27 protein-coding genes are annotated in these 24,241 nt (G+C 68.2%); 11 read left to right on the forward strand and 16 right to left on the reverse strand.

All coding sequences use genetic code 11. From position 1 onward, the window contains the following. Positions 1-29: 29 nt before the first annotated feature. The 7 genes from AC0IW9_RS05195 to AC0IW9_RS05225 are packed head-to-tail and all read left to right on the forward strand — an operon-like array spanning position 30 to position 4,759. Positions 30-332, forward strand: coding sequence for an urease subunit gamma (locus AC0IW9_RS05195; protein WP_471647149.1), 303 nt, complete (start codon positions 30-32; stop codon positions 330-332). Continuing rightward, complete coding sequence (locus tag AC0IW9_RS05200; protein WP_471647150.1) at positions 329-634, forward strand: urease subunit beta; 306 nt, start codon at positions 329-331, stop codon at positions 632-634. Before AC0IW9_RS05195 ends, AC0IW9_RS05200 begins: the two co-directional genes overlap by 4 nt. Continuing rightward, complete coding sequence (gene ureC, locus AC0IW9_RS05205) at positions 634-2,346, forward strand: urease subunit alpha (RefSeq protein ID WP_471647151.1); 1,713 nt, start codon at positions 634-636, stop codon at positions 2,344-2,346. The genes AC0IW9_RS05200 and ureC overlap by 1 nt, the downstream gene beginning before the upstream one ends. Beyond that, positions 2,346-2,852, forward strand: a complete 507-nt coding sequence (ureE, locus tag AC0IW9_RS05210; RefSeq protein WP_471647152.1) for an urease accessory protein UreE — start codon at positions 2,346-2,348, stop codon at positions 2,850-2,852. The genes ureC and ureE overlap by 1 nt, the downstream gene beginning before the upstream one ends. Next, the gene (locus tag AC0IW9_RS05215; protein ID WP_471647153.1) at positions 2,782-3,528 is read left to right on the forward strand and encodes an urease accessory protein UreF; all 747 of its coding nucleotides are present in this window, start codon (positions 2,782-2,784) and stop codon (positions 3,526-3,528) included. Before ureE ends, AC0IW9_RS05215 begins: the two co-directional genes overlap by 71 nt. Then, on the forward strand, positions 3,525-4,214 hold the full coding sequence (ureG, locus tag AC0IW9_RS05220; RefSeq protein WP_471647154.1) for an urease accessory protein UreG: 690 nt from the start codon (positions 3,525-3,527) through the stop codon (positions 4,212-4,214). The genes AC0IW9_RS05215 and ureG overlap by 4 nt, the downstream gene beginning before the upstream one ends. Before the next feature lie 11 nt (positions 4,215-4,225). After that, entirely contained in the window at positions 4,226-4,759 is a 534-nt protein-coding gene (locus tag AC0IW9_RS05225; protein ID WP_471647155.1) for a HupE/UreJ family protein, read from the forward strand. Between the two features lie 16 nt (positions 4,760-4,775). Here AC0IW9_RS05225 and AC0IW9_RS05230 read toward each other — a convergent pair whose 3' ends face one another. The 6 genes from AC0IW9_RS05230 to AC0IW9_RS05255 form a co-directional block, all read right to left on the reverse strand. Further along, the gene (locus tag AC0IW9_RS05230; protein WP_471647156.1) at positions 4,776-6,455 is read right to left on the reverse strand and encodes a putative 2-aminoethylphosphonate ABC transporter permease subunit; all 1,680 of its coding nucleotides are present in this window, start codon (positions 6,453-6,455) and stop codon (positions 4,776-4,778) included. Beyond that, the gene (locus tag AC0IW9_RS05235; RefSeq protein WP_471647157.1) at positions 6,448-7,584 is read right to left on the reverse strand and encodes an ABC transporter ATP-binding protein; all 1,137 of its coding nucleotides are present in this window, start codon (positions 7,582-7,584) and stop codon (positions 6,448-6,450) included. Before AC0IW9_RS05235 ends, AC0IW9_RS05230 begins: the two co-directional genes overlap by 8 nt. Continuing rightward, a complete protein-coding gene (locus AC0IW9_RS05240; RefSeq protein ID WP_471647158.1) occupies positions 7,581-8,606 on the reverse strand; it encodes a putative 2-aminoethylphosphonate ABC transporter substrate-binding protein in 1,026 nt (341 codons plus the stop codon). Before AC0IW9_RS05240 ends, AC0IW9_RS05235 begins: the two co-directional genes overlap by 4 nt. Before the next feature lie 90 nt (positions 8,607-8,696). Further along, positions 8,697-9,521, reverse strand: coding sequence for a phosphonoacetaldehyde hydrolase (phnX, locus tag AC0IW9_RS05245; RefSeq protein WP_471647159.1), 825 nt, complete (start codon positions 9,519-9,521; stop codon positions 8,697-8,699). Beyond that, positions 9,518-10,639, reverse strand: a complete 1,122-nt coding sequence (locus AC0IW9_RS05250) for a TIGR03364 family FAD-dependent oxidoreductase (protein WP_471647160.1) — start codon at positions 10,637-10,639, stop codon at positions 9,518-9,520. The genes phnX and AC0IW9_RS05250 overlap by 4 nt, the downstream gene beginning before the upstream one ends. 73 nt (positions 10,640-10,712) lie before the next feature. Beyond that, positions 10,713-11,597 (reverse strand): Bug family tripartite tricarboxylate transporter substrate binding protein, encoded by an 885-nt coding sequence (locus AC0IW9_RS05255; RefSeq protein ID WP_471647161.1) that lies wholly within the window; start codon positions 11,595-11,597, stop codon positions 10,713-10,715. Positions 11,598-11,801: 204 nt separating this feature from the next. On the opposite strand from AC0IW9_RS05255, the gene AC0IW9_RS05260 reads away from it, so the two are divergent. Further along, positions 11,802-12,215: a globin family protein gene (locus AC0IW9_RS05260; RefSeq protein ID WP_471647162.1), complete on the forward strand. Its 414-nt coding sequence runs from the start codon at positions 11,802-11,804 to the stop codon at positions 12,213-12,215. 65 nt (positions 12,216-12,280) lie between these two features. On the opposite strand, the gene AC0IW9_RS05265 is transcribed toward AC0IW9_RS05260, so the two are convergent. The 3 genes from AC0IW9_RS05265 to pdxA form a co-directional block, all read right to left on the reverse strand. Further along, a complete protein-coding gene (locus AC0IW9_RS05265; protein ID WP_471647163.1) occupies positions 12,281-12,469 on the reverse strand; it encodes a hypothetical protein in 189 nt (62 codons plus the stop codon). 66 nt (positions 12,470-12,535) lie between these two features. Then, positions 12,536-13,267: a pyridoxine 5'-phosphate synthase gene (locus tag AC0IW9_RS05270; RefSeq protein ID WP_471647164.1), complete on the reverse strand. Its 732-nt coding sequence runs from the start codon at positions 13,265-13,267 to the stop codon at positions 12,536-12,538. Beyond that, positions 13,264-14,268, reverse strand: a complete 1,005-nt coding sequence (gene pdxA, locus AC0IW9_RS05275) for a 4-hydroxythreonine-4-phosphate dehydrogenase PdxA (protein ID WP_471647165.1) — start codon at positions 14,266-14,268, stop codon at positions 13,264-13,266. Before pdxA ends, AC0IW9_RS05270 begins: the two co-directional genes overlap by 4 nt. A gap of 238 nt (positions 14,269-14,506) precedes the next feature. Between pdxA and AC0IW9_RS05280 the strand changes: the two genes are divergently transcribed. Then, positions 14,507-16,531, forward strand: a complete 2,025-nt coding sequence (locus AC0IW9_RS05280; RefSeq protein ID WP_471647166.1) for an HWE histidine kinase domain-containing protein — start codon at positions 14,507-14,509, stop codon at positions 16,529-16,531. A gap of 153 nt (positions 16,532-16,684) precedes the next feature. Here the strand turns inward: AC0IW9_RS05280 and AC0IW9_RS05285 are convergent, their stop codons facing one another. Beyond that, the gene (locus AC0IW9_RS05285) at positions 16,685-17,749 is read right to left on the reverse strand and encodes an ArsO family NAD(P)H-dependent flavin-containing monooxygenase (protein ID WP_471647167.1); all 1,065 of its coding nucleotides are present in this window, start codon (positions 17,747-17,749) and stop codon (positions 16,685-16,687) included. Between the two features lie 384 nt (positions 17,750-18,133). After that, positions 18,134-18,283, reverse strand: a complete 150-nt coding sequence (locus AC0IW9_RS05290; protein ID WP_471647168.1) for a hypothetical protein — start codon at positions 18,281-18,283, stop codon at positions 18,134-18,136. A 230-nt stretch (positions 18,284-18,513) separates the two neighbouring features. On the opposite strand from AC0IW9_RS05290, the gene AC0IW9_RS05295 reads away from it, so the two are divergent. Further along, positions 18,514-19,380 (forward strand): tripartite tricarboxylate transporter substrate binding protein, encoded by an 867-nt coding sequence (locus AC0IW9_RS05295; RefSeq protein WP_471647169.1) that lies wholly within the window; start codon positions 18,514-18,516, stop codon positions 19,378-19,380. Between the two features lie 14 nt (positions 19,381-19,394). Here the strand turns inward: AC0IW9_RS05295 and AC0IW9_RS05300 are convergent, their stop codons facing one another. From AC0IW9_RS05300 to AC0IW9_RS05320, 5 genes are all read right to left on the reverse strand, one after another. Beyond that, positions 19,395-19,655 (reverse strand): hypothetical protein, encoded by a 261-nt coding sequence (locus AC0IW9_RS05300; RefSeq protein ID WP_471647170.1) that lies wholly within the window; start codon positions 19,653-19,655, stop codon positions 19,395-19,397. Positions 19,656-19,849: 194 nt separating this feature from the next. After that, complete coding sequence (locus AC0IW9_RS05305; RefSeq protein WP_471647171.1) at positions 19,850-20,635, reverse strand: VOC family protein; 786 nt, start codon at positions 20,633-20,635, stop codon at positions 19,850-19,852. Continuing rightward, positions 20,635-21,543 carry an SMP-30/gluconolactonase/LRE family protein gene (locus AC0IW9_RS05310; protein ID WP_471647172.1) on the reverse strand — a complete coding sequence of 303 codons (909 nt, stop codon included), beginning with the start codon at positions 21,541-21,543 and terminating at the stop codon, positions 20,635-20,637. Before AC0IW9_RS05310 ends, AC0IW9_RS05305 begins: the two co-directional genes overlap by 1 nt. A 5-nt stretch (positions 21,544-21,548) precedes the next feature. After that, positions 21,549-21,914 carry a cupin domain-containing protein gene (locus AC0IW9_RS05315; protein ID WP_471647173.1) on the reverse strand — a complete coding sequence of 122 codons (366 nt, stop codon included), beginning with the start codon at positions 21,912-21,914 and terminating at the stop codon, positions 21,549-21,551. An 80-nt stretch (positions 21,915-21,994) separates the two neighbouring features. Continuing rightward, entirely contained in the window at positions 21,995-22,462 is a 468-nt protein-coding gene (locus AC0IW9_RS05320; protein WP_471647174.1) for a DoxX family membrane protein, read from the reverse strand. 170 nt (positions 22,463-22,632) lie between these two features. On the opposite strand from AC0IW9_RS05320, the gene AC0IW9_RS05325 reads away from it, so the two are divergent. Continuing rightward, positions 22,633-24,216 (forward strand): GMC oxidoreductase, encoded by a 1,584-nt coding sequence (locus tag AC0IW9_RS05325; RefSeq protein ID WP_471647175.1) that lies wholly within the window; start codon positions 22,633-22,635, stop codon positions 24,214-24,216. Positions 24,217-24,241: the final 25 nt, after the last annotated feature.

The raw sequence follows: 24,241 nt of genomic DNA on the forward strand, positions 1-24,241 counted from the left end.
ATGATCGCGGCGGGACACGAGGGGCTGGCATGAACCTGACGCCGCGCGAGAAGGACAAGCTGCTGATCGCCATGGCCGCCACGGTGGCGCGCCGCCGGCTGGAACGCGGCGTGAAGCTGAACCACCCGGAGGCGGTGGCGCTGATCACCGATTTCGTGGTCGAGGGTGCCCGCGACGGACGCAGCGTGGCGGAGCTGATGCGCGACGGCGCCGCCGTCATCGGCCGTGCCCAGGTCATGGAGGGGATCGCCGAGATGATCCATGAGATCCAGGTGGAGGCGACCTTCCCCGACGGCACCAAGCTGGTGACCGTGCACGAGCCGATCCGATGATCCCGGGCGAGTTGTTCCCCGCCGCGGGTGACATCGAACTCAACGCCGGCGCCGATGCCATCGAGCTGGATGTCGGCAATACCGGCGACCGCCCCATCCAGATCGGCAGCCACTACCACTTCGCCGAAACCAACCCGGCGCTGTCCTTCGACCGCGCCGCGGCGCGCGGCCGCCGGCTGGACATTGCCGCCGGCACCGCGGTTCGGTTCGAGCCGGGGCAGACCCGGACGGTGCAGCTCATCCCCTTCGGCGGTGCCCGGCTGGTGCATGGCTTCCGCGGCGAGACGGAAGGACAGGTCTGATGCCGGCACGGATTTCGCGCGCCGGCTATGCCGGCATGTACGGCCCGACCGTGGGCGACCGGCTACGGCTGGCCGATACCGACCTCATCATCGAGGTGGAGCGCGACCTCACGACCTATGGCGAGGAGGTAAAGTTCGGCGGCGGCAAGGTCATCCGCGACGGCATGGGCCAGTCCCAGGTGACCCGTGCCGGCGGGGCCATGGATACGGTCATCACCAATGCGCTGATCGTCGACCATACCGGCATCTTCAAGGCGGATATCGGGCTGAGGGACGGCCGCATCGCCGCCATCGGCAAGGCCGGCAACCCGGATACCCAGACCGGCGTCACCATCATCATCGGCCCAGGCACCGAGATCATCGCCGGCGAGGGCCGCATCCTGACCGCCGGCGGGCTCGACGTGCATATCCACTTCATCTGCCCGCAGCAGATCGAGGAAGCACTCGCCTCCGGCATCACCACCATGTTCGGCGGCGGCACCGGGCCGGCGCATGGCACGCTGGCCACCACCGCCACGCCGGGGCCCTGGCACATGGCGCGGATGCTCCAGGCAGCCGAGAGCTTCGGGGTGAACCTCGGCTTCCTCGGCAAGGGCAATGCGGCGCTGCCGGGCGGGCTGGAGGAACAGATCCTCGGCGGCGCCTGCGGCCTCAAGCTGCACGAGGATTGGGGGACGACGCCGAAGGCGATCGACACCTGCCTCAGCGTGGCGGATGCCTATGACGTGCAGGTGGCGATCCATACGGATACGCTGAACGAGAGCGGCTTCGTCGAGAGCACCATCAAGGCAATCGGCGGCCGGACCCTGCAGGCCTTCCATACCGAGGGCGCCGGCGGCGGGCATGCGCCCGATATCCTGCGGGTTGTCGGCGAGCCGAACTTCCTGCCCAGCAGCACCAACCCGACCATGCCCTACACGGTGAACACCGTGGACGAGCATCTCGACATGCTCATGGTCTGCCACCACCTCGATCCGCGCATCCCCGAGGACGTGGCCTTCGCCGAGAGCCGCATCCGGCGGGAGACCATCGCCGCAGAGGACATCCTGCACGACCTCGGCGCCATCAGCATGATGAGCAGCGACAGCCAGGCCATGGGCCGGGTCGGCGAGGTCATCATCCGCACCTGGCAGACCGCCCACAAGATGAAGGCCCAGCGCGGCCGGCTGGCCGGTGAGACCGGCGACAACGACAACCTGCGGGTCCGGCGCTACATCGCCAAGTACACCATCAATCCGGCGATCTCGCAGGGGATCAGCCAGCATGTCGGCAGCGTGGAGGTGGGCAAGCTGGCCGACCTCGTGCTCTGGACCCCGGCCTTCTTCGGGGTGAAGCCGGACATGATCCTGAAATGCGGCTCCATCGCCATGGCGCAGATGGGCGACCCCAATGCCTCCATCCCGACGCCGCAGCCGGTGCACTATCGGCCGATGTTCGCCAGCTACGGCAAGTCGATGGTGGCGAGCGCCGTCACCTTCACCTCCGCCGCGGCGCTGGCGGGTGGCCTCGGCGCCCGGCTCGGCCTGCAGCGGGAGCTGTTGGCGGTGAAGAACACCCGGTCCGGGATCAGCAAGCGCGACATGGTGCTGAACGACGCCCTGCCGAAGATCGAGGTCAATGCCGAAACCTACGAGGTGCGCGCCGATGGCGAGCTCCTCGTCTGCGAACCCGCCAAGGTGCTCCCCATGGCCCAGCGCTACTTCCTGTTCTGATGAGCGAGACCCTTCCCCGCGCCACCCAGGTCCTGCCCGCCGGCGGCTGGATCGCGCGCACCGCCCGCCATACCGTCACCCTCGATTTCGACGACCGCTTCCGCCGCCGCAAGCGCTATGCGGCGGAAGATGGCTTCGCTTTCCTGCTGGACCTGGAGGAAGCGACTGCGCTCCGTGACGGCGACGGGCTGCTGCTGGAAGGCGGCGGCGTGATCCTGGTGCGGGCCGCGCCGGAGCCGCTGGTCGAGGTCCGCGCCGACAGTCCGGGCAAGCTGATGCGGCTCGCCTGGCACCTCGGCAACCGCCACCTGCCGACCGAGATCCAGGCCGAATACCTGCTGATCCGCGACGACCACGTGATCCTTGCTATGCTGCGTGGGCTCGGCGCCGCGGTGCAGCAAGTGATGGCACCCTTCAACCCCGAGGGCGGCGCCTATGGCGAGCACAACCGCCAACCGGGACATCACCATCACCACGATGGCCATGACCACGACCACCATCACTGAAGGCGCCGCGCTCTACCGCTTGCTGGCCTGGCTCTCACCAGCCTATCCGGTCGGTGCCTATACCTATAGCCACGGTCTCGAAACCGCAGTCGAGGATGGCAGCATCACCACCCGTACCGGGCTGGTGATATACATCGAGACGGTGCTGCTGACCGGTGCCGGGCGGATCGATGGCGCCTTGCTGGCCGCTGCCTGGCGCGCCGCCGCAGCAGGCGACGATGCGGCACTCGACGAGGCGGCGCTGCTCGCCGCCGCTTGGCGCGGCACGGCGGAGACGGCACTCGAATCCATGGCGCAGGGGACCGCCTTCAGCAGCGTGACCCAATCCGCCTGGCCGCATCCGGGCTTCGCGGCGCTGGCCGCCCGCCACCCGCGGCGGCTGGCGCATCCCATCGCCTTCGGTGCCGCGGCCGGTTTCCACGGCATTCCGCTGCGCCCAGCGCTGGCCGGCTGGCTGGCCGCCTTTGCCGCCAATCTTGTCTCGGCCGGGGTCCGGCTGGTGCCGCTGGGGCAGACGGATGGGCAGATCGCCACCGCCGCGCTGCACCCGGTGGTGGAGGCCGCCACCGATGCGGCGCTGGCCGCCGACCTCGACCGCATCGGCACCGCCGCGCCGATGCTCGACCTGCTCTCGATGCGCCACGAAACCCAGTACACGAGGCTCTTCAGATCATGAGCGCCAACGAAAGTGCCCGGCCGATTCAAACCTCCGGGCGGCAGGCGCCCTCCGGTCATCGGACGGGCAATGGCCCCTTCCGCATCGGCATCGGCGGCCCCGTCGGCTCCGGCAAGACCGCGCTGACCGAGCGGCTCTGCCGCCACCTGCGGGACACGCACGACATCGCCGTCATCACCAACGACATCTATACCAAGGAGGATGCAGAATTCCTGACCCGCGCCGGCGCGCTCGATCCCTCCCGCATCGCCGGGGTTGAGACCGGCGGCTGCCCGCATACCGCGATCCGGGAGGATGCCAGCATCAATCTCGCCGCCGTGCACGACATGGTGGAGCGCTTCCCCGGCCTCGAGGTGCTGTTCATCGAGAGCGGCGGCGACAACCTGGCCGCGACCTTCAGCCCGGAGCTGGCCGACCTGACGCTTTACGTCATCGATGTGTCCGCCGGCGATAAGATCCCGCGCAAGGGTGGCCCCGGCATCACCCGCTCGGATATGCTGGTCATCAACAAGATCGACCTCGCCCCCCTGGTCGGGGCCGATCTGTCGGTGATGGACCGCGACAGCCGCCGGATGCGCGGCAAGCGGCCCTTCATCTTCACCAACCTGAAGGAGGATCTCGGCGTCGCCGAGATCGCCGATTTCATTCTCACCCAGGGCGGGATCGCCCCGCGAAAGGCTGCCTGATGAACCCCTTGATGCTCCTTGCCGCTGCCCTGCTGCTGCCGGGCACGGCCCTCGCCCATCCGGGCGGTGCCCTGTCGCATGGCCTGTTGGCCGGCTTCAGCCATCCCTTCAGCGGGGCGGACCATCTGCTGGCCATGGTGGCGGTCGGGCTCTGGGCCGGGCTGTCCGGCGGTGCGGCGCGGCTGGCGCTGCCGGGCGGCTTCCTCGGCGGCATGGCGCTGGGTGCGCTGCTCGGCCTGTCCGGCGTTGCGCTGCCGATGGCGGAGGCGGGCATCCTGGCCTCGGTCATCGTCCTCGGCGCGCTGGCGGCGCTGGCGGTGCGGCCGCCGCTGGTGCTGGGCGTGGCGCTGGCGGCCGGCTTCGGCCTGCTGCATGGCCATGCCCATGGGACGGAGCTGCCGGGCGGGCTGGCGATGCTCGGCATGATCGGCGGCACCGCGGTGCTGCATGCGGCCGGGCTGGTGCTGGCCCAGCCGATGCGTCAGGCGGCCCGGGTGGCAGGGGCAGCGACCGCCGTCGCCGGGCTGGCGCTGGCCTTCGTCTGACGGCAAAGGCGCCGGCTCAGCGCCGGCGCCAGCCCTGGGTCAGGCGGTTGACCAGCCCACCGGTCGCCACCTGCAGTAGCTTCACGGTGGTGGTCACGCCGAGGATCGCCACCGCCATCGCAGCCGCGGCGCTGGCCTGCCCGGCCTCGTCCATATGGACCACGGCGACCGAGGCTGGCTTGGTATCCGGGCCATAGAGGAAGATCACCGCCGAGACCGTCGTCATCGCATTGACGAAGATATAGACCGCGATGTCGAGGATGGCCGGCAGGCAGATCGGCACCGTCACCCGGCCGAAGGTGACCCAGGCCGGCACCCGCAGCGAGGCGCCCACCGCCTCGAATTCCGGGTCGAGCTGGCGGATCGCGGTCACCGCGGTCAGGTGCGCGACGGTGTAGAAATGCACCAGGCTGTTCAGCACCAGGATCCAGAGCGTCCCGTACAGGAAGCCCAGCGGGTTCAGCGGGTGGTTGAAGAACAGGATGAAGGCGAGGCCGAGCACCAGCCCGGGCACCGCCAGCGGCACCGTCGCGGCGATGCGCACCACCACCGCCAGCGTGCCGCCCCGGGCGCCGCGTTCCAGCAGCCAAGCGGTGCAGAAGACCAGCAGCGTGCCGGTGACCGAGGCCGCGAGCGCTAGCCGCACCGAATTGCCCAGCGCCCGCCAGCCGGTATCGTCGAAGCGGCCGAAGTCATAGTTGTCGAGCGTCAGCACCAGGTTGTAAGGCCAGAAGCGGATCAGCGAGCCCCAGACCGCGGTGCCGACGAGACTGAGCAGGCCGAGCGCGACCAGCAGGCAGATGGCCAATAGCGGCCAGTCCCGCCCCGCCCGTGGCCTCGCCACATAGGGGACGGCGCGGCCGGAGAGGGTGGCGCTGCGCTTGCCCTCCGCCCAGCGGTCCAGCAGATAGGCACCGGCCGCCGGCAGCAGCAGCACCAGCCCGACCACCGCGCCCATGTTGAAATTCTGCAGCCCGACGACCTGCTTGTAGACATCGGTCGCCAGCACCGGGAATTGGCCGCCGATCACCTTCGGGATGCCGAAGTCGGTCACAACCAGGGTGAAGACCACGACGGCGGCCGAGACCAGCCCGTAGCGCGCGCCGGGCAGGGTCACGCTGGCGAGGACCCGGAGGCGCCCGGCCTTCAGCACGGAGGCCGCCTCGTACAGCCGGGCGTCCGAGGTGCCGAGCGCGACGGCGAGGATGATTGCCGCATGCGGGAAGCAATAGAAGACTTGCGCCACGATGATCCCGACCGGGCCGTAGATGCTGCCGCCGCCGAGCAGGGCCTTCAGCAGGCCCTGGTTGCCGAACAGGTAGATCAGCGCCAGCGCCGGCAGCAGCGAGGGTGCGAGGACCGGCAGCAGCATCACAGCCCGGAAGAAGCCCTTGGCCGGGATGCAGGACCGCGTGAGCCCATAGGCGAAGAGGAAGGCGATCGGCACGACGATGAGCGTGGTCAGCGCCGCAGTCCAGGCGCTGTTCCAGGCGGCAAGCCGCAGCGAAGGTGTGGTCGCATAGGCGATGAAATTGGCCAAGCCCGCGAAGCCGCCATCCGCCGTCTCGAAGGCGCGCAGCAGCAGGGTGCCGAGCGGCAGGATCAGCCCGACCGCCAGCACGGCAAGTGCCAGCCACAGCCCGCCGCGCAGCAGCCGGACATCGGCCGGCAGCCGTACCCTGACCACCTCACGCATCGGCGGCGAAGACCATCACCCGCGCCGACGGCAGGGCGGCCGGCAGCACCGCGCCGGGCAGCGCGCCCAGCGCCCGTGCCTCGTCCGGGTTCAAATCGGCCTCGAGGCGCAGCGGGCGGCGGCCCGCCGGGGTGGTGACCTCGAGCGAGAGGCGGCAGACCGGGCCGAGGAACTCGAGGTGCGTGACCGCGGCTTCGAAGGCGCCGGGCATGGCGGCGGCCTCGGCGCCGAGGCGGACATCCTCGGGCCGGATGAAGGCCTCCACCCGGGTGCCATACAGCATGGGACGCGCGGCATCGCAGGGCAGGCGCAGCCCCTCTGCCAGCAGCGTGCCCGGCGTCGCTTCCACCGTCGCGGCGAGATGGCTGCTGCGGCCGACGAAGCCGGCGACGAAGGCGGTGCGCGGGTGCCGGTAGACCTGCTCTGGCGTGCCGATCTGCTCGATCCGCCCGCGCGACATGACGACGACGCGGTCGGAGACGCCAAGCGCCTCCTCCTGGTCATGTGTCACCATCACCGTGGTCACGCCGAGCCGGCGCTGCAGGGCGCGGATCTCCTGGCGGAGGTGCAGCCGGACGATGGCGTCGAGTGCCGAGAGCGGCTCGTCCAGCAGCAGCAGCCCCGGCTCGTTCGCCAGCGCCCGGGCCAGGGCGACGCGCTGCTGCTGCCCGCCCGAGAGTTGCGCCGGGTATTTCAGCGCATGTTCGCCGAGGCCGACCAGCGTCAGCAGCTCCGCCACCCGCTGCGCCCGGCGCGGCTTCGGCCAGGCGGCGCCGCGCAGCCCGTAGCCGATGTTGTCGGTGACGCTCAGGTTGGGGAAGAGCGCATAGGACTGGAAGACGATGCCGAAGTCCCGCGCGCTGGGCGGCAGGTCGGTGATGTCCCGCCCGGCCTGGGTGATGCGGCCGCTGGTTGCCGGATCCAGCCCGGCGATGGCCCGCAGCAGGGTGGTCTTGCCGCAGCCGGAGGGGCCGAGGAAGGAGACGAATTCCCCCGGGGCCACCGTCAGGCTCACCCGCTCCAGCGCCTGGAAGGTGCCGAAGCGCTTCGAGACCTGCTCGACGATGAGATAGGGCGGGGCTTCGGCCGCGGCGCGGCCATGGGCCTCACGCTCAAGAGCGGCGCTCAACGGGGGGCGGATTTGCCGTCGAAGCGGGCGGCCCAGTCGCGCAGGATCTGGTCGCGATTCAGCGCCACCTCGCGGAAGTTCTGGTTCACCAGCCGCTGCTCGAACTCGGCGGGGTAGCCGCGCACCGCGGGGGTCACGCCCGGCAGGGCCAGTACCGCGTAGTACTTGCCATAGGCCTCGTTTGCCGCGCGTGTCACGGCCCAGTCGGCCAGCTTCTTCGCCGCGTCCATGTTGCGGCTGCCGCGCAGGATGGCGGTGCCTTCCAGGTCGAAGCCGACGCCATCGGTCGGCACGATGATCTCGATCGGCGCTCCCTGGTTCTTCAAGGTGACGGCCCGCATGTCGAGCGAGATGCCGACGCCGTATTCGCCGCGCGCGGCGTTGTTGCAGGGGGCGCTGCCGCTATGGGTATAGGCCTGCACATTCTCATGCAGCTTCGCCATGTAGTCCCAGGCCTGGGTCACGCCCATGGAGCCGATCCAGCCGGCGACAGTCAGGAAGCCGGTGCCGGAAGAAGCCGGGTTCGGCATCGCCACCTGGCCGCGATAGGCCGGGTTCAGCAGGTCGGCCCAGGTGTTGGGCCGCGGCAGGTTGCGCTGCTGCGCCACCACCGTGTTGAAACAGATGGCAGAGACGAAGGCGTCCATGCCGGTCCAGGTCATCGGGCTGCGGTCGGAGCGGAAGTTGGGCCGCAGCGCCTCGGCGCCGGCGGGCGTGTAGCCCTCCAGCATCTCCAGCGCCTCCATCTGCAGCAGGGAGAAGACGGAGACGCCCCAGATGAGGTCGGCGCGGGGGTTCTGCCGTTCGGCGACGAGGCGGGCGGTGATGACACCGGTGCTGTCCCGGACCCAGGCAATCTCGATCCCCGGCACTGCTGCTTCCGCCGCCTGCTTGAAGGGGGCGAGTTGCTCGTTCTCAAGCGCGGTATAGACGGTAAGGCGGGTACGCGTTTGCGCAGGGGCTAGGTTGGGGGCAAGGGCGCAAGCGAGCGCAAGCGCGGCGGTCAGCACGCGGCGATACATGGGCGTCTCCTGAGAGCATTTTCGCCCGTGTGTAGCCCGGCAATCCCCGGCAAAACGTTACAGTTGTATGGCAGGTCTGGGCAAGGCGGTTCAGCCTGGCGAGTCGCCCACGGCCAGCCATTGCTCGATATCGACGATGGCGGCCGGCAGGTCGGCCAGACTGTCGATTACCAGATGCGCGCCGGCGGCAGTCAGCTCAGCCGTCGCCCGCGCCCGGGCCGCCTCGCGCTCCGCCGTCGGGACCTGAGCCAGTTCCTCGGCGGACCAGCCGGCGATATTGCCGGTCATGGCCACGCCCACGGCCCAGCAGCCGGCCGCGCGAGCCTCGCCGATGCCGGGCGGTGTATCGTCCACCTTCACCACGGCCGCGGCGGGCCAGATGCCCATGGCGGCCATCACGTGCCACATCTGCAGCGGCGCCGGGCGGCCGGCCGGCAGGTCTCCGGCGCAGACAATGACTTCGGGCACGAAGCCCTGCGCGGCGGCCAGCGGCGCGAGTTCGGCCATGATCGGGCGGGTATAGCCGGTGGTGGTGCCGATGCGGATGCCGCGGGCGGCGAGGCTCGCCAGCGCCTCCCTCACGCCCGGGATCAGCGCCGCATGGTTCTTGATGGCGGCGATGTTCATCGGCTCGAAGATGTCGAAGATGGCCTGGACATCGGCCTCGGAGAAGTCCCGTCCGTGTTTTGCCCGCCAGGCCGGGGCGATGGCAGCACCGACGGCGCGGATATGGTCGGCCTTGGCCATGCCCATCGGCCCGCGCGCATCGGCGATGGAGATCTCGACACCCAGCTCGGCAAAGGCGCGGACAAAGGCCCCCATCGGCGCCCGGCTGCCATGGTCCACCACGGTGCCGGCCCAATCCAGCACCACTGCCTTCACCGGCCCGGTATAGGGCATCCGCCAGTCGCTCATGCTGCATTCCCCCAGGCGGCGAAGACATCCTCGGCCAGGCCGAAGGCGGTGCTGGCCCCGGTGCCGCTGGTGACGGAGACCAGCATGACCCCAGGCAGCGGCGATTCGTAGAAGGCCGTCTCGGGGCCGGAGGGATAGACGCCCACCCAGCGCTCCAGCACCGCCGGCCGCGGCAGGTCGAGGACCAGCGAAAGCTCGCGCAGGATCAAGTCATCCACCTCCGCTGGCTGGAACGGGTCCGGGCTCGGCGCATAGTGGTGGCTGTCGCCCACCACCAGCGAACCATCCGCTCCTTGCACGACGATCAGATGGATGCCGTGTGACAATTCGGCGGCCTGTTCCGTTTGCAGCCGCGTGGCCAGCTTCGGCAGGCTGGGCCCATCGGCATAGCCGAGGTAGCGGACCAGCCCGAGGTCGCTCATCACCGCACCCGGCAGGGTGAAGCCGGGCGCCGCCACCCGCAGCATGTGCAGCTTGCAGAGCGTGACGGCGCGGCGAGCGAAAACCTCCGGAAAGAGCGTGCGGATATCGGTCCCCGGGCAGACGATGATGCGGTCCGCGGTGATCGGTCCGCAGGTGCAATCCACCCGGCCCGTCGTGACCCCATGCACCGCGGTGACGGTGCGGAACTGCACGCCGCGCGCCTCCGCCAGCCAGGAGGTCAGGCGCGGGATGGCGTCCCGGCTCTCGACCCGCAGCTCATGCGGGCTGTGCATCGCCCCGGCCAAGTCGCCGCGCAGGGCGCCGAGCCCGGCCGCCTCCGCCGCCGTCAGCATCCGGCAGCCCTCACCCATCGGGCCAACGGTGAACTCCTCGAGTACCGCCAAGGCTTCCGGCCGGCGGGCGGCGAAGACCAGCCCGCGATGATGCACGGCGATGCCGGCCTGGGGCGCGACTTCAGCCCAGATATCCCGGGCGCGCCGGGCGCGGCGCCAGCAATCGCCCTTTTCCTGCCCGGTCACGGTGACGAAGCCGAAGTTGCGGATCGAGGCGCCGATCGCACGGGCCTCCCGCTCCAGCACCACCACCCGCAGCCCCGCCCGGCTGGCCGCCAGCGCATGGGCCAGGCCGACGATGCCGGCGCCGACGACGGCGCAGTCGAAATGCGTCTCGGCCAAGGCTGCCATCCTCATCATTGCCGGGGCGGGTGTAATGGCTCCCGGTGGCAGGCTCAATCGTTCACGGATCGCGCTAGTCGATGGTCGCGCCGCTGGCCTTCACCAGATCCGCCCAGAAAGCCACCTGCCGGCCAAGGAAGACCTCCATCGCCGGGCCATCCATCGGCGGAACCGGGTAGAAGCCGGCCGCGGCCAACCGCGCTTGCAAGTCGGGTTGCGCCAAGGCCTCGGCAAAGGCGCGCCGCAAGATCGCCAGCGCCTCCGGCGGGGTCCCAGCTGGGGCGGCGATGCCGTACCAGACATCCGTCTCCTCGAATCCCGGAACGCCCATGCTGGCGAAGGTCGGCGCATCCGGCAGGCTCGCCAGAGGCCTCGTGCCGGTCAGCCCCAGCACCCGCACCTGCCCATCCCGCGCTAGCCCCAGGATGGATGGCACTGCCGAGAAACCCCAATCCGTATCGCCCGAGAGCAACCCGGCGATGCCCTCCGCTGGCCCTCGATAGGGGATATGCTCGCTGGTGCCGCCGACTGCCCGCAGCAGCTGGACGCAGGACAGATGCTGGGAGGTGCCGTTGCCGGGGGAGAAATACCGCAGCCCCGGCGTGCCACCCAGGCGCGCCGCCAGTTCCGCCAGGCTTCGCATCGGCGCATCGGCCTTGACCACCAGCGCATTGGGCGTGGAGGCGCTGATGCTGACCGGCGCCAGGTCCTTGTAGGGGTCGTAGCTGAGGTTGCGGTAGAGGGCCCGGTTGATCGGGATGGTGCTGGTCGAGACCAGCACCAGCGTCAGCCCATCCGCGCGGCCGCGTGCCACGCCGGCGACGGCCAGGGTGCCGCCGGCACCTGGCCGCGCATCCACCGGCATGGGTTGGCCGAGCCGCAGCGAAACCTCCGCCGCCAGCATCCGCGCCAGGATGTCGTTGGTGGACCCGGCCGAGAAGGCCACGACCAGCGTCAACGGCCGCGGCGGAAAGCCGGTTTGGGCCTGGGAACCCGCCTGGGGCTGGGCTTGGGCCTTGCCGGCCAGAACGCCCATGGAAATGGCGAGAAACGGTCTGCGTTGCATCGGCATGGCCCCGAGGATATCGGACTATGGCCGGGTTTCAGTTGCGTCGCAGCATTCGTTGCAGCCACATGTCGATTAGTCGCCAGGAGAATGCCCATGACGCCGGAACAGGCCACGCTCGTTCAGGACAGCTTCCGCCTCGTCGTCCCCATCAAGGACCAGGCCGCGGCGCTTTTCTATGGCCGGCTGTTCGAGCTCGACCCGAGCACGAAGGCTTTGTTCACCGGCACGGATATGGCGGAGCAAGGCGCCAAGCTGATGGCCACTCTCGGCTTCGTCGTCGCCGGACTGAAGCGGCCGGCCGAGGTGGTGCCGGCGGCGCAGGCGCTGGCGAAGCGCCATGTCGGCTATGGGGTGAAGGATGCGCATTACGCCACGGTGGGCGCCGCACTGCTTTGGACTCTCGGGCAGGGCCTGGGGGAAGCCTTCACGCCGGAGGTCGAGGCGGCCTGGACAGCGGCTTATACGCTGCTGGCGGATGTCATGATCGCCGCATCGGCGGAAGGTTAGCGGTCAGCCCGAGGCAAGCCTATTGCCGGTCGTGGCCCCGATAGCTACGACCTGCCTGACCCTGTTCAACCACGGAAACCGGCGAGCATGAAGAGAACCAGCAGGAAGCCGATGAAGGCGCTGCCCTGCAGCAGATAGGCGACGACACCTATCTTCTCTTCCTCGGGCATCTGATGGACCGGGGCAGCGGTCGCGGCGCGGCGTGGTGTGGTCCGCGGGGTGCGGGCGGAGGACATCGCGGAAACCTGGGCCATGGGGCTACTCCTGGATGAGCCGGTACGCCCCAGGCTTTGCAGCCCCCATGCCATGCAAATTGCAACTCATGCATCGCGTGCCGCCGCGATCTGCCCCTTCATGTGCCGGATCACCGCGGGCAGGCCCTCGAAGACGCTCTGGCTGATGAGGAAATGCCCGATACTGACCTCCACCACTTCCGGCATGGCGGCGATCGGCGGCAGCGTTTCGTAGGAAAGCCCATGTCCGGCGTGGCAAAGCAGCCCTTCCGCCGCTGCCGCCGCGGCCCCCTCCCGCAGTCTTGCAAGATGCGAGGCCCGCGCTGCCACCGCCGCATCGGCATAGGCGCCGGTGTGCAATTCGATGGCCTGGGCACCGATCCGGGCAGCCGCCGCGATCTGCCGGGCATCGGCTTCAATGAAGATCGAGACCTCGATCCCCGCTCCAGACAGGCGCGCCACCGCATTCTGCAAGGCCGCACCCGCGGCGATGACATCGAGCCCGCCTTCCGTCGTCAGTTCCTGCCGCTTCTCCGGCACGATGCAGCAGGCCGCAGGCCGCAACCGGAGCGCGATGCCGATCATCTCCTCGGTCGCGGCCATCTCGAAGTTTAGCCGGGTCGGCACCTCGGCCGCCACCCGGTCCAGGTCCTGGTCGCGGATATGCCGCCGGTCTTCCCGCAGGTGCATGGTGATGCCATCGGCCCCGGCGGCCACCGCCACCCGCGCCGCCTCGACCGGGCAGGGGAAGGTGCCGCCGCGGGCGTTCCGCAGGGTGGCGACATGGTCCACGTTTACGGACAGGCGCATCGGGGTCATAGGGCGGCATTCCTGCGGTTGGTGGCGATCTCGGCGGCCAGCCGGATGGCGGCGATGAGGCTGCCGGGGTCGGCCTGGCCAGTGCCGGCGATATCCAACGCCGTCCCATGGTCCGGGCTGGTGCGGACGATCCGCAGGCCGAGCGTGACATTGACTCCGCCCGCTACGTCCAGCGTCTTGATCGGGATCAGCGCCTGGTCGTGGTAGAGGCCGAGCGCCACGTCGTAGCCGGGCCGCGCCTTGGCGGTGAACATGGTATCCGGCGGAATCGGCCCGCGCGCATCGATCCCCTCGGCCCGCAGCGTGGCGACGGCGGGGGCGACGATGTCGCGGTCCTCGGTGCCCAGGGTGCCATCCTCCCCGGCATGCGGGTTCAGCCCGGCGATGGCCAGGCGCGGCGCGGCGATGCCGAAGTCTTGCCGCAGTCCCGTGGCGGTCAACCGGGCGACCTCGACGATGAGCTCCGGCGTCAGCCGGGCGATGGCCTGCCGCAGCGGCTCATGGATCGTCACCGGCACCACCCGCAGCTCCGGGCAGGCCAGCAGCATCACCGGGGCTGGGCCGTCGCCGGCGAGGGCGAAAAGATATTCGGTATGGCCGGGATGAGCGAAGCCGGCAGCATAGAGTGCCGATTTCTGGATGGGGTTGGTGACCACGCCCGCCGCCCGCCCGGCCAGCGCCAGCGCCACCGCCTCATCGATCGCGGCGACGACGGCCGGCGCATTGGCCGGATCCAGCCGCCCTGGCACCGATGGCCGGGCGAGAGGGCGATGCAGCACCGGCAGTGCCCGCGCGAAGGTTGCCACAGCCTCCTCCGGTGCCGCGATGCGGTGGATCGGGGCGCCGGACAGCCGGTCTGCGTCGTCGATCAGGAAGAAGGCTGGACCGGTGTCGCGCAACGCATGCCAGGCTCCGACGGCGATCTCCGCGCCGATCCCGGCGGGCTCGCCCATCGTCAGTGCGAGGGGAGGCAACAGGTATGGCGGGCTGGCGGTTTTCATGCCCCGCATGTAGCCCCGCCACCCCGGCCTGCCCAGCCGGGCCGCTGCAAACAGGCAGTCCGGTTATTGCTCGATCCCAGCGAAGGCATGGGTTAATCTTCCGCACTCAAGACGAACTCGATGGCGATCTTTCCGCCGTCACCCCGGGACCTGATGACCCGGGGCCGTCCCAGCGCGGAGATCATCCGGCCATGCAACGTCCTATCCCTGCCGTCCCGGCGGCGCAACTGGCTGCAGCATGACTCCGAGTTCGGTTGGGCGCGGGCGTCGCTGGGGCCTCAGCACCTATCTGATCGCCTTCGGGCTGGCGCTGCTGCTGCCGGTGCTAGCGCTCGGCGCGGTCAGCGCCTGGCAAGTCGCCCAGGCCTATCAGGGCGCTTTCGCCGGCCGGCTCAGGGATACCGCCCGTGCCCTTTCCCTTGCTCTGGACGCCGAATTCGAGATCCTCCAAGCCGCCGCCATGGCGGTTGCCTCCGCCCCCGCGGTGCAAGATCAGCGGGACGACGCCATGGTCCGGGCTTGGCTGGATGGGCTTGGCAAGGCCTTGGACGATGCACGCATTGCCATCGTTGCAGAGCAGGATGCCCCGGCGGATGCCAGCGGCGCGCTGGTCCGCCAGATTATCGGCAGCGGCAAGCCGGGCGTCTCCAACCTGTATGAACGCCAGCCAGGCGGTGCGCTGGCAGTGTCCGTTGGCGTACCCATCCCGAGCCCGGGGCCGAGCAACAGGGTGGTATTGGTTACGATCGACCCACTGCGGCTCGCCACTGTGCTCACCGCCCAGCGGCTGACCGCTGGCGTGGCCGGGCTGGCGGATGGCCAAGGCGTCAATGTGGCTCGCTCCCGTGGCAATGACCGCTTCGTCGGCGCACCAGCCCCCTGGTACGGGATGGCGACGGGCTTACAGGAAGGTGTTTTCCAGGGACGCAATTTTGAAGGCGTCGAGATCCTTTTCGGCTTCCGCCGATTGAACCAGGGCGAGGGCTGGGGCGTCGTCATCGGCGAGCCACTGGCAGCCTATAAGGCAAGTTGGCAACCACCGCTGCTTCGTCTCGGCATCGGCGCCGTGCTGGCGATTGCCTTGGCGATTGGCGCGGCGGCGGTGCTGGCCCGGCGGGTCCTGGCTCCCGTTCGCGCATTGCGCCGTCAGGCCGAGGATGTGGCTACCGTCGGTACCGCCGGAGCTGAAGTACGAGCCGCCGTCGCCACCGCCGCCCCGGTCGCGGAATTCGAGGCCTTGCGCCTGGCCCTGCTGCGAGCGGATTCCGCCTTACGGTCCAGCGCCGCCGAATTCCGCACCGCCTTCGAACAGGCCGCCATCGCGATGTTCCAGGCGGAGCCCGCCACTGGCCTGCTGCTTCGCGTGAATGCCGCCTTCTGCGCCCTGGTCGGCCGCCCTGGCGCCGAGCTGATTGGCCGGCCCTTCCTCGATTTCATTGTCGTCGAGGAGCGGGCTGCGATTGCCCAGAGCTGGGTCAGAATGACGAGCGGCGCTATGCCGGTGCTGGATATGCAGACCCGTACCCTGCGACCGGATGGCGAGACTCGCTGGGTCAGCGGCAGCATTTCCCCCATCCGGGACCCCGGCACCGGCATGGTCGCACGCACCCTCGCCGCCCTGCAGGACACGACTGAGCGCAAGGCGGCGGAGGAACGGCAATTGCTGATGACGCGAGAGCTGGACCACCGGGCGAAGAATGTCCTCGCGGTGGTCCAGGCCGCGTTGCGGCTGACGCCGCGCACCGATGCCGCTGAATATGCCAAAGCAGTCGAGGGGCGAATTGCTGCGCTGGCCCGCGCCCATACCCTGCTTGCCCAGGCCCGCTGGGCCGGTGCCGACCTGCGGGCGGTGGTGGAGGCGGAGCTGACCGCCTTCTTGAGTGATACAGCAAGCGCGACCCGTGTCGTGCTCGAAGGGCCGGTCGTGACCCTTTCGCCCGCCGCGGTGCAAGCGCTATCCATGGCCCTACATGAGCTGGCGACCAATGCCACGAAGCATGGCGCGCTCGCCGTCCCCGGCGGCGACCTCCAGGTCTCTTGGTCGGTCGCGGGACCCTCGCTGGCCAGCGGGCCCGGCCGGCTGCTGTTCCGATGGGTGGAGCGTGGCGGCCCGGCGGTGGAGGGGCCGCCCTCACGACGCGGCTTCGGCTCCCGCGTTCTCCAGGCGACGATGCGGGACCAGCTCGGCGGCCAAGTGGAGCAATTCTGGCTGCCTGCCGGGTTGGAATGCAGCATTACCCTGCCACTCGACCGCATCAGCTGAGGGATAAGCGAGTTTCAGGTCAGCAATGCTTCGATCCGCATGTGAAGCGCCGGTAGAATGGTCCTGCCTGCCGCCTGCGCAGAGACCCGCAAGCCGCTGCCAGTCCAAGTGGTACGGCGTCGTCCCCATGGTAAAGCGTGCAGCAAGCCAGGGTTAGCGCAGCACCTTGGCAATGTCCCCTACGGTCTCCCGGGCCGCCCGTGTGGTGCCGGCCAAGGTGGCGGAAGCCATGCCGGTCCAATCTCCGTAGCCGAGCATCCAAAGGCGTGGCTCGGCGCATGCGCGTCCGGCCGCGCCCACCGCCACCCGGCCATCCGCACCCACGATGTTCAAAGATGCCAGATGGCTCAATGCAGGCCGGAACCCCGTGCACCAGATGATTGCATCGGCCGCGATGCGGGTGCCATCGGCCCAGACCGCATCACCGGCTTCAAGCCGTGCAAAGGGACGGATGCTACCCAGCGCACCCCGGCTTCGGGCCTCCCGCACGGGTGCTACCGCGACCACGTCACCGAGGCGGCCATTCGGTGACGGCGGCGTCTTCCCCGCGCGCTCCGCCAGCCAGCGCGCGGTAGCGCGCTCGAACAGAATGCGGCCATCGACCTCGTCCGGCAGGAAAATCGGTTCACGCTCTGTGATCCAAACCGCCCGGGCCGCGACGCGCGACACTTCGGCCATGATCTGCGCACCGGAATTGCCGCCGCCCACCACCAATACGGTCAAGCCGGTGAAATCCTGCGGTCGGCGATAAGCGGCGGAGTGGAGTTGCCGGCCGGCAAAGCCGGCCCGGCCGGGCAGTTCCGGACTATGCGGTTGCGCCCAGGTTCCGGTCGCGCTGACCACGGCACGCGCCGTCCAGGATTCGCCGCCCGAAGCCTCCAGGTGCAAGCGTGAACCGGCGGTGCGAACGGCTTGCACCGTAACCGGCCGGCGTACCGGCAGCGCATAGCGCGCTTCATAGGCGGCCAGGTAGGCGATGACCGCATCGCGCGACGGATAGCCGCCACCCGCGACAGCGGGCAACGGACATCCAGGCAGCGAACTCCATTGACCGGGGGAGAAGAGCGTCAGCGAGTCCCAGCCGTGCCGCCAGGCACCGCCCGGCGCCTCGGCACCGTCCAGGATGGCGAAGCGTAGTCCCGTGCGGCGCAGGAAATAGCCGGCGGCGAGCCCGGCCTGACCACCCCCGACAATGACGACATCCAGTGCTTCAGGCACGGCCAGACCCGCCGTCACACGCGCCGATAGCCAGGGGTGGGAATATCGGACTGCCAGGACGATTCCGAGCCCCAGCGGCGAGGCTCCATAGGGTCAGCCCGCGCTCGAGCAAGGACAGGCGGCGGGGTACGGCATGCGTCATGCGCGCTCCAGGCAGGGTATGACAGGATGGGTCGCGCAGCGGCCAGACGCCAGCCCCCCCGCCCCGGCCGCAATAGCCCTGATCGGGGGCCGCGAAGGCGCTGTTAGTGCCGCCAGAGCTCGAAGTCGAAGTGACCCTCCCCCGCGCTCATGTTGAGCGTGAAGCCACCCTTGTTGGCCCTGCCGGTGGCGGCAAGCGTCGGTGCTGCGACGACAGGCCGATTGCAGGCGGCGGTGACCTCCTCACCAACCCGGCCGCGCGCTTGATATCGGCACCAGCCGCAGCATTACGTCGCCCGCCGGCTCGACCGCGGCGTTCAGCGCCAGCAGGTCAGTCAGCCGGACGATCTCCTGCGCGATTTCGATCGTCCCGCTGCGATCTGCATCGTCCAATCGTCATTTTTGCCCAAGCCAAGCTGGCCGGCTCAGCACTTACGACCGTGAAAGGATGGCCTGACGGCGCATGGAACAACGCCTATCCTGCCGCCACGGGAGGATCTGTAATGATGGAACACATGGGCCGCTTCGGCCGTCGCGGCATTCTCGCATGGAGTGCGGCCTCCGCCCTCGCGGCACCGGCCAGGGCGCAGCCCTGGTCGCCGTCGCGCAGCATTCGCATAGTCGTGGCCTATTCACCGGGCGGCGGTGCCGATACCACGGCACGTCTGCTGGCCGGGCCGCTCGGCACCTTCCTGGGACAGTCTATCGTGGTGGAGAACCGGCCGGGTGCCGGCAGCACGATCGGCGCCGGTGAAGTCGCCCGCGCAGTGCCGGACGGCACCACCCTGCTGCTGGATTCCGCGGGCCATACCATGGCGCCGGCACTAATTCGCAACCTGTCCTTTGACTATGCAACCGCGTTTACCCCCATCAGCCAAGTCATCTTGCTGCCGCAGGTGGTGGTAGTGCCGGCGTCCTCGCCGGATACCAGTCTCGCCAGTCTGCTGGCACGGGCGAAGGCGCAGCCGGGGCGGCTGACCTATGCGTCTTCCGGCAATGGTGGGGCACAACATGTGACCGCCGTGCTGCTGCTGCGCCGGGCGGCGGTGGAGATGACCCACGTGCCTTATCGCGGCGGCGCTCCGGCCATGCAGGCGCTGCTATCCAATGATGTCGATTGCGCCGTGGCCACCATCACCTCTGTCCTGCCGCTGGTGCGGGATGGCAAGCTGCGGGCCCTGGCCGCAACCGGGCTGAACCGGATCAGCAGCCTGCCGGAGGTGCCGACCGTCGCCGAACAGGGCATCACCGGCTTCGATCAGAATGAGTGGAATGGCCTGTTGGCCCCGGCAGGACTGCCGCCGGCGGCACTGGAACGCCTGCATGCCGGTTGCCTGCACGCATTGGCCGAACCAGCGGTGCGGCAGAGGCTGGAGGGACTCGGTGCCGTTGTGCTTGGCACCACACCGGGCGACTTCGGCGCGTTCCTTGCAAAGGACCGGGCAGCAATGGCCGCCCTGGTGCGGGAGGCCGGCATCGTCGCCGATTAAGGCGATATGGAAGTTCATCTGGGAAGTTCGGGTTCAAGCCGATGGCTTTGCGGCAAATCGTCGAAGCCATGAGGCGGATCATGGCCATGCGGACAGATAGTGATGGCGATGTGGCAATGGCGCTCAAAGCCGCGGGCAAGGCGGCGGTTACGGCTGATCCAGCCGGTGGTGCGTTCGACGGTCCAACGCTCTGGCAGGACGACGAAGCGGTGGTGATCGCAGCGGCGCACGATTTTTATCGTCCACGTACCGGTGTGGGCGACAACGGCGGTCATCGCTCCCTCACGGATAGTACGCCAGTGGTGAATAGGTACCGACGCCATCGAATCGCGTAGGCCGGAACGACGTGTCCGCATGACCTTGGTTCGAGGTCTCACCATTCGCGCGGGACGAGGTCGCAGCCGTAATGCGGCCTAAAGCAGCTGGCCACGAACGAGCGATATACTTGAAAGGCAAGCCAATGCTTGCTTCATTCAGATGAGGGTACATCTGATAGAGAGAGCCGGTGTCCATCCGGATCTAACGCACGCAACGGTCGCTCCTGCTCCGACATAGCCAAGACAAGCTCGGTCGCGGCCGTGCTTCCGTTCACTGCAGGTCTTGGGCAGGGTTGGGGGTGGCGGTATCGTAAAAGTTCGAGATGCGGCGGACCATCTCCAGCCATTGGAGTAACTTCCACCACCGCGCCTTTCAACCCATCGAGCCGACTTTGTTCGATGCCTTGGTTGATCTGTGTTTTGCCCATGGTGAAGCCGAAGCTGGCGTAATAGGCAACGCTGCGCGCCGTATCGGTGATGCTGATGGCCGAGTGATCAATCCCAAGGAAGATCAAGCCACCCGCTGCTGCCTGCCAATGCCTTGGCATCGCTCCATGTGGAAACTGCAGCAGTTCCAGCGGATGCGCCTCTGGATCCCGAAACTTAAAAGCCGTGGCACCGCCGGATGCGGGTGGCAGGGTCTCCGGCCCTTTCTGCGAAATGGGTGTCCATCCCGTCACCGCATACAGTTGGTCCATCGCGCTGCGCATGTCAGCGACGACGATGGCAAGGTGCTGGAACCCAGTTTCATTGCCGGCGAAGCCCGCATCGAGCGACGTCGCTGTGGGCCGTAACGAGATTGCCTGCTCCCCAAGGCGAAGCGAAAGCTCCCCGGGCGGCCCCACCGTGTCCAGGCAACCGAAGGCCTGACGATAGAAGTCGGCTGTCGCAGCAGGCGAGGCGCAACGCAGGCGGAAGCCTCGGATACGTCCGCCCATCACGGCCATGCCGCCCCACGGCGGTTGAGGAACACCGCGTGGAGCGCGTGGGAGACACCGATGAATAGGCGGTTCCGTTGCGGCGATCCGCCGAAGCACAAGTTGGAAACCCGCTCCGGCAACAGGATACGGCCCAGAAGGGTACCGTCGGGGGCGATGCAATGCACGCCATCCCCGGCGCTGGACCAGATGTTGCCATCCTCATCCACCGCCAGCCCGTCGGTATAGCCGCGATCGACCTTGTGAAAATCCCGTGCCGGACCGGCGACTGTGCCATCAGGGGCAAGATCGATCACACGCAATATCTGCACCGGCTCCGGACGTGTTTGGTCACCGGTTTCCGCGACATAGAGCCGGCGTTCGTCCGGCGAGAAGGCCAGTCCATTAGGTCCGTCGAAGGCCTCGGAGACCAGCGCCATGGCACCCGTCTCCGGGTGGAGGCGGTACACGGCCGGATGCCGCTCGCTTGGCTGCCGGATGCCCTCGTAATCGTTGGCGATGCCGTAGACCGGATCGGTGAACCATATCGTGCCGTCGGAATGCACCGCCACGTCATTGGGCGAGTTCAGGCGGCGGCCCTCGAAGCGGTCCGCCAATGTGGTCAAAGACCCGTCATGCTCCACCCGCTGCACAGCCCGCGCCAGGTTGCTGCACAAAACCAGACGCCCCTGCCGGTCCCGCGCCTGGCCATTGGCCTTGCCGGAGGGCTGCCGCCAGACGGAGAGGCCGGTGGTCTCGCTCCACATCATGGTGCGGTCGCGCGGCAGATCCTGGAACAGCAGGGCGTTCCAGTCTCCCATCCAGACCAGCCCTTCGATCCAGCGGAACCCCTCGGCCAAGCGCTCGACCGGTGCGTTGTCGAGGATGAAGCGGTCGAAGCGCGGATCATGCGAGACGAAGCCATCCATGCCGGCTAGTCGAAGCGGCAAGGGGACGGAGCATCCCGCGGCGTATCGAATTGAACGACCATCAGCACGGCCGGCACATCACCCAGGGTGCCGGAGAGATGGCCCTTGCGGCCATCCTGCAGGCAGCAGCCCTGGTCTTCACCGAAGGAGATCTCGCCGGCCCCCATTTCGACGCGGGTGCCATCCATCGCCTCCACGAACCAGCGCCCTGACAGCGGGATGATCCACTGCGGCTTCGGATTCTCGTGCCAAGTGCCTTCCCAGCCAACGGGTTGGACTGTCACCATGACCGTCATGCCGTCATGGTGCTTGTGGCCCTGCCATTGCGGCGCTGCTGGCGGCTGCATGGATTGCAACTCGAACCGGGTCATGGCGCAACGCCGGAACCGGCTGATTCCATGCTCGTCGGTAAAAAGGTGCCAATAGGGGACAGTTGGCCTTTCGTTGGGCATCACGGACCTCGGGTGGCGTAGGGGGCGGTCGAGGACAGGGGATCGGCAAGCAACCCAAGAGCACCGTTTGTGCCCGGTCCCAGCGCGATGGAAACAAGGGCTCCGGCCAAAGCGACATTCTTCAGGAAGTCCCAGAACACGTCCCGTCCCTGGCTGGGTCCACGCAGCCGGAAATCGGGCTTTGACCAGAACCGCTTGAACAGGAATGCCGTCACCGCGCAGTAGCCGGCCAGCATAAGGGCCCCAAGCCGGTCGGCGATACCGGTCACCAGGGCAAGGGAGGTTAGGACTTCGACCGTCAGGCCAAGGACGATCATCCCGCCCGCCAGCACCGGGGACGACACGGCTTGGCGTGCCTGGCCGGTTGCGGCCCTGAAGTTCAGCACTTTGTCCAAGGCGCTGAACGGCAGAAACAGCATCACCAGCGCGAGGCGGGAAAGGAAGACCACGGAATTGTCGAAGGTCATGCGCAGAGCCGGAGGGAGATCACGCTTTAACCCGCACACCACGCCGGGGTTCGGGCCAGGCGCATGACAAGGCATTAACACCGGACCACCAGACCGGAACGCCGAGCCAGGCTTCGCATTGAGGCTGGGCCCGTCCGTAGTCGCACGGACGGGCCAGCTGGAGGTGCGCAGTGATCCAGGAACGCTACGATGTGGTGATCGTCGGCTCCGGCCCTGGCGGTGCGACCATGGCCTGGAAGCTGGCACAGACCGGCAAGCGGATCCTGCTCATTGAGCGTGGCGGCTACCTCAAGCGGGAACGGGAGAACTGGGATACCCGCGCAGTCTTTGCTGAGGGGCGCTATCAGGCCGACGAGACCTGGGCCTCCTCTTCCGGGGCGACCTTCCGGCCGGGGCTACATTACTGCGTCGGTGGCAACTCGAAGGTCTACGGCGCGGCGCTCTTCCGATTGCGCCAGGAGGACTTCGGTGGGGTGCGGCATCCGGACGGCCTGTCCCCGGCATGGCCCGTCGGTTACGATGTCTTCGAGCCCTATTACCAGGCCGCGGAGGCGCTGTTCCAGGTGCATGGGCAGCGTGGCGAGGATCCGACCGAGCCGCCGACCAGCGGCCCTTACGCGCATCGGCCCATCCGCCACGAGCCGCGTATTCAGGAGCTGGCCGATGCGCTTTCGGCGGAAGGGCTGCACCCCTTCCATCTGCCGCTCGGTGCTATGTTGGACCAAGATGCCGATGGGCAGGCCACGCCGCATTCCCCGCTGCTGCGCTGCGATCCCTTCGATGGCTATCCAAGCCTGACCAACGGCAAGGCGGATGCGCAGGTCATATGCGTCGATCCCGCGCTGCGCGACCACCCGAACCTGACCCTCCTGCAGAATGCCTATGTGTCACGCCTTCTCACCGACGAGGCGGGACATGCGGTAACCGGGATCGAGACGGAGATTGAGGGCCGGCGTCACGTGATCCGCGGCGACATTGTCGTCGTCGCCTGCGGCGCGCTCTCTTCCGCCTTGCTATTCCTGCGGTCGGCGAATGCGGCGCATCCGGACGGGTTGGCGAACAGCTCCGGCCAGGTCGGGCGCAACTACATGCGGCACAATAATGCGACGGTGCTGGCGATATCGCGTCGGCCGAACCCGACCGAATTCCAGAAGACCCTGGGTCTGAACGACTTCTACCATGCGCATGACCGGTCACCTGCCAATCCGCACGACTTCCCGCTTGGTCATATCCAGATGGTTGGCAAGTCCGACGGTGCGCAGATCGAGGCAGAAGGATTGCCAGATTTCCTGCAGTGGCTTCCGGAAAAACCATTCAGCTGGATTGCCGCCCATTCGATCGACTTCTGGCTCACCTCAGAGGATCTACCGCGGCTGGAGAGCCGGGTCTTTTATCGCGATGGCCGAGTCCACCTGGATGTCGTGCCCACCAATCTCGAGGCGCATGGCCTGCTGCGCGAGACGCTGCGCCGGATCTGCGACCGGACGGATATCCACCCGCATTTGTTCGACCGTACCCTCTATCTCGGCAAGGACACGCCCATCAGCGGCACGGCGCATCAGGCGGGCACGCTGGTCTTTGGCGAGGATCCGGAAACATCGGTGCTGGATCTGGAATGCCGCACACATGGCCTCGACAACCTTTATGTCACCGATGCGAGCTTCTTTCCGTCGATCGGTGCCGTAAATCCGACATTGACCATCATCGCCAATTCGTTGCGTGTCGCCGACCGCATCGCTGCGCGCTTGGCATAGGTCCGGCCAGTGGCAGGGGAGTGTC

The sequence above is a fragment of the Belnapia sp. AC561 genome, from assembly GCF_979252845.1.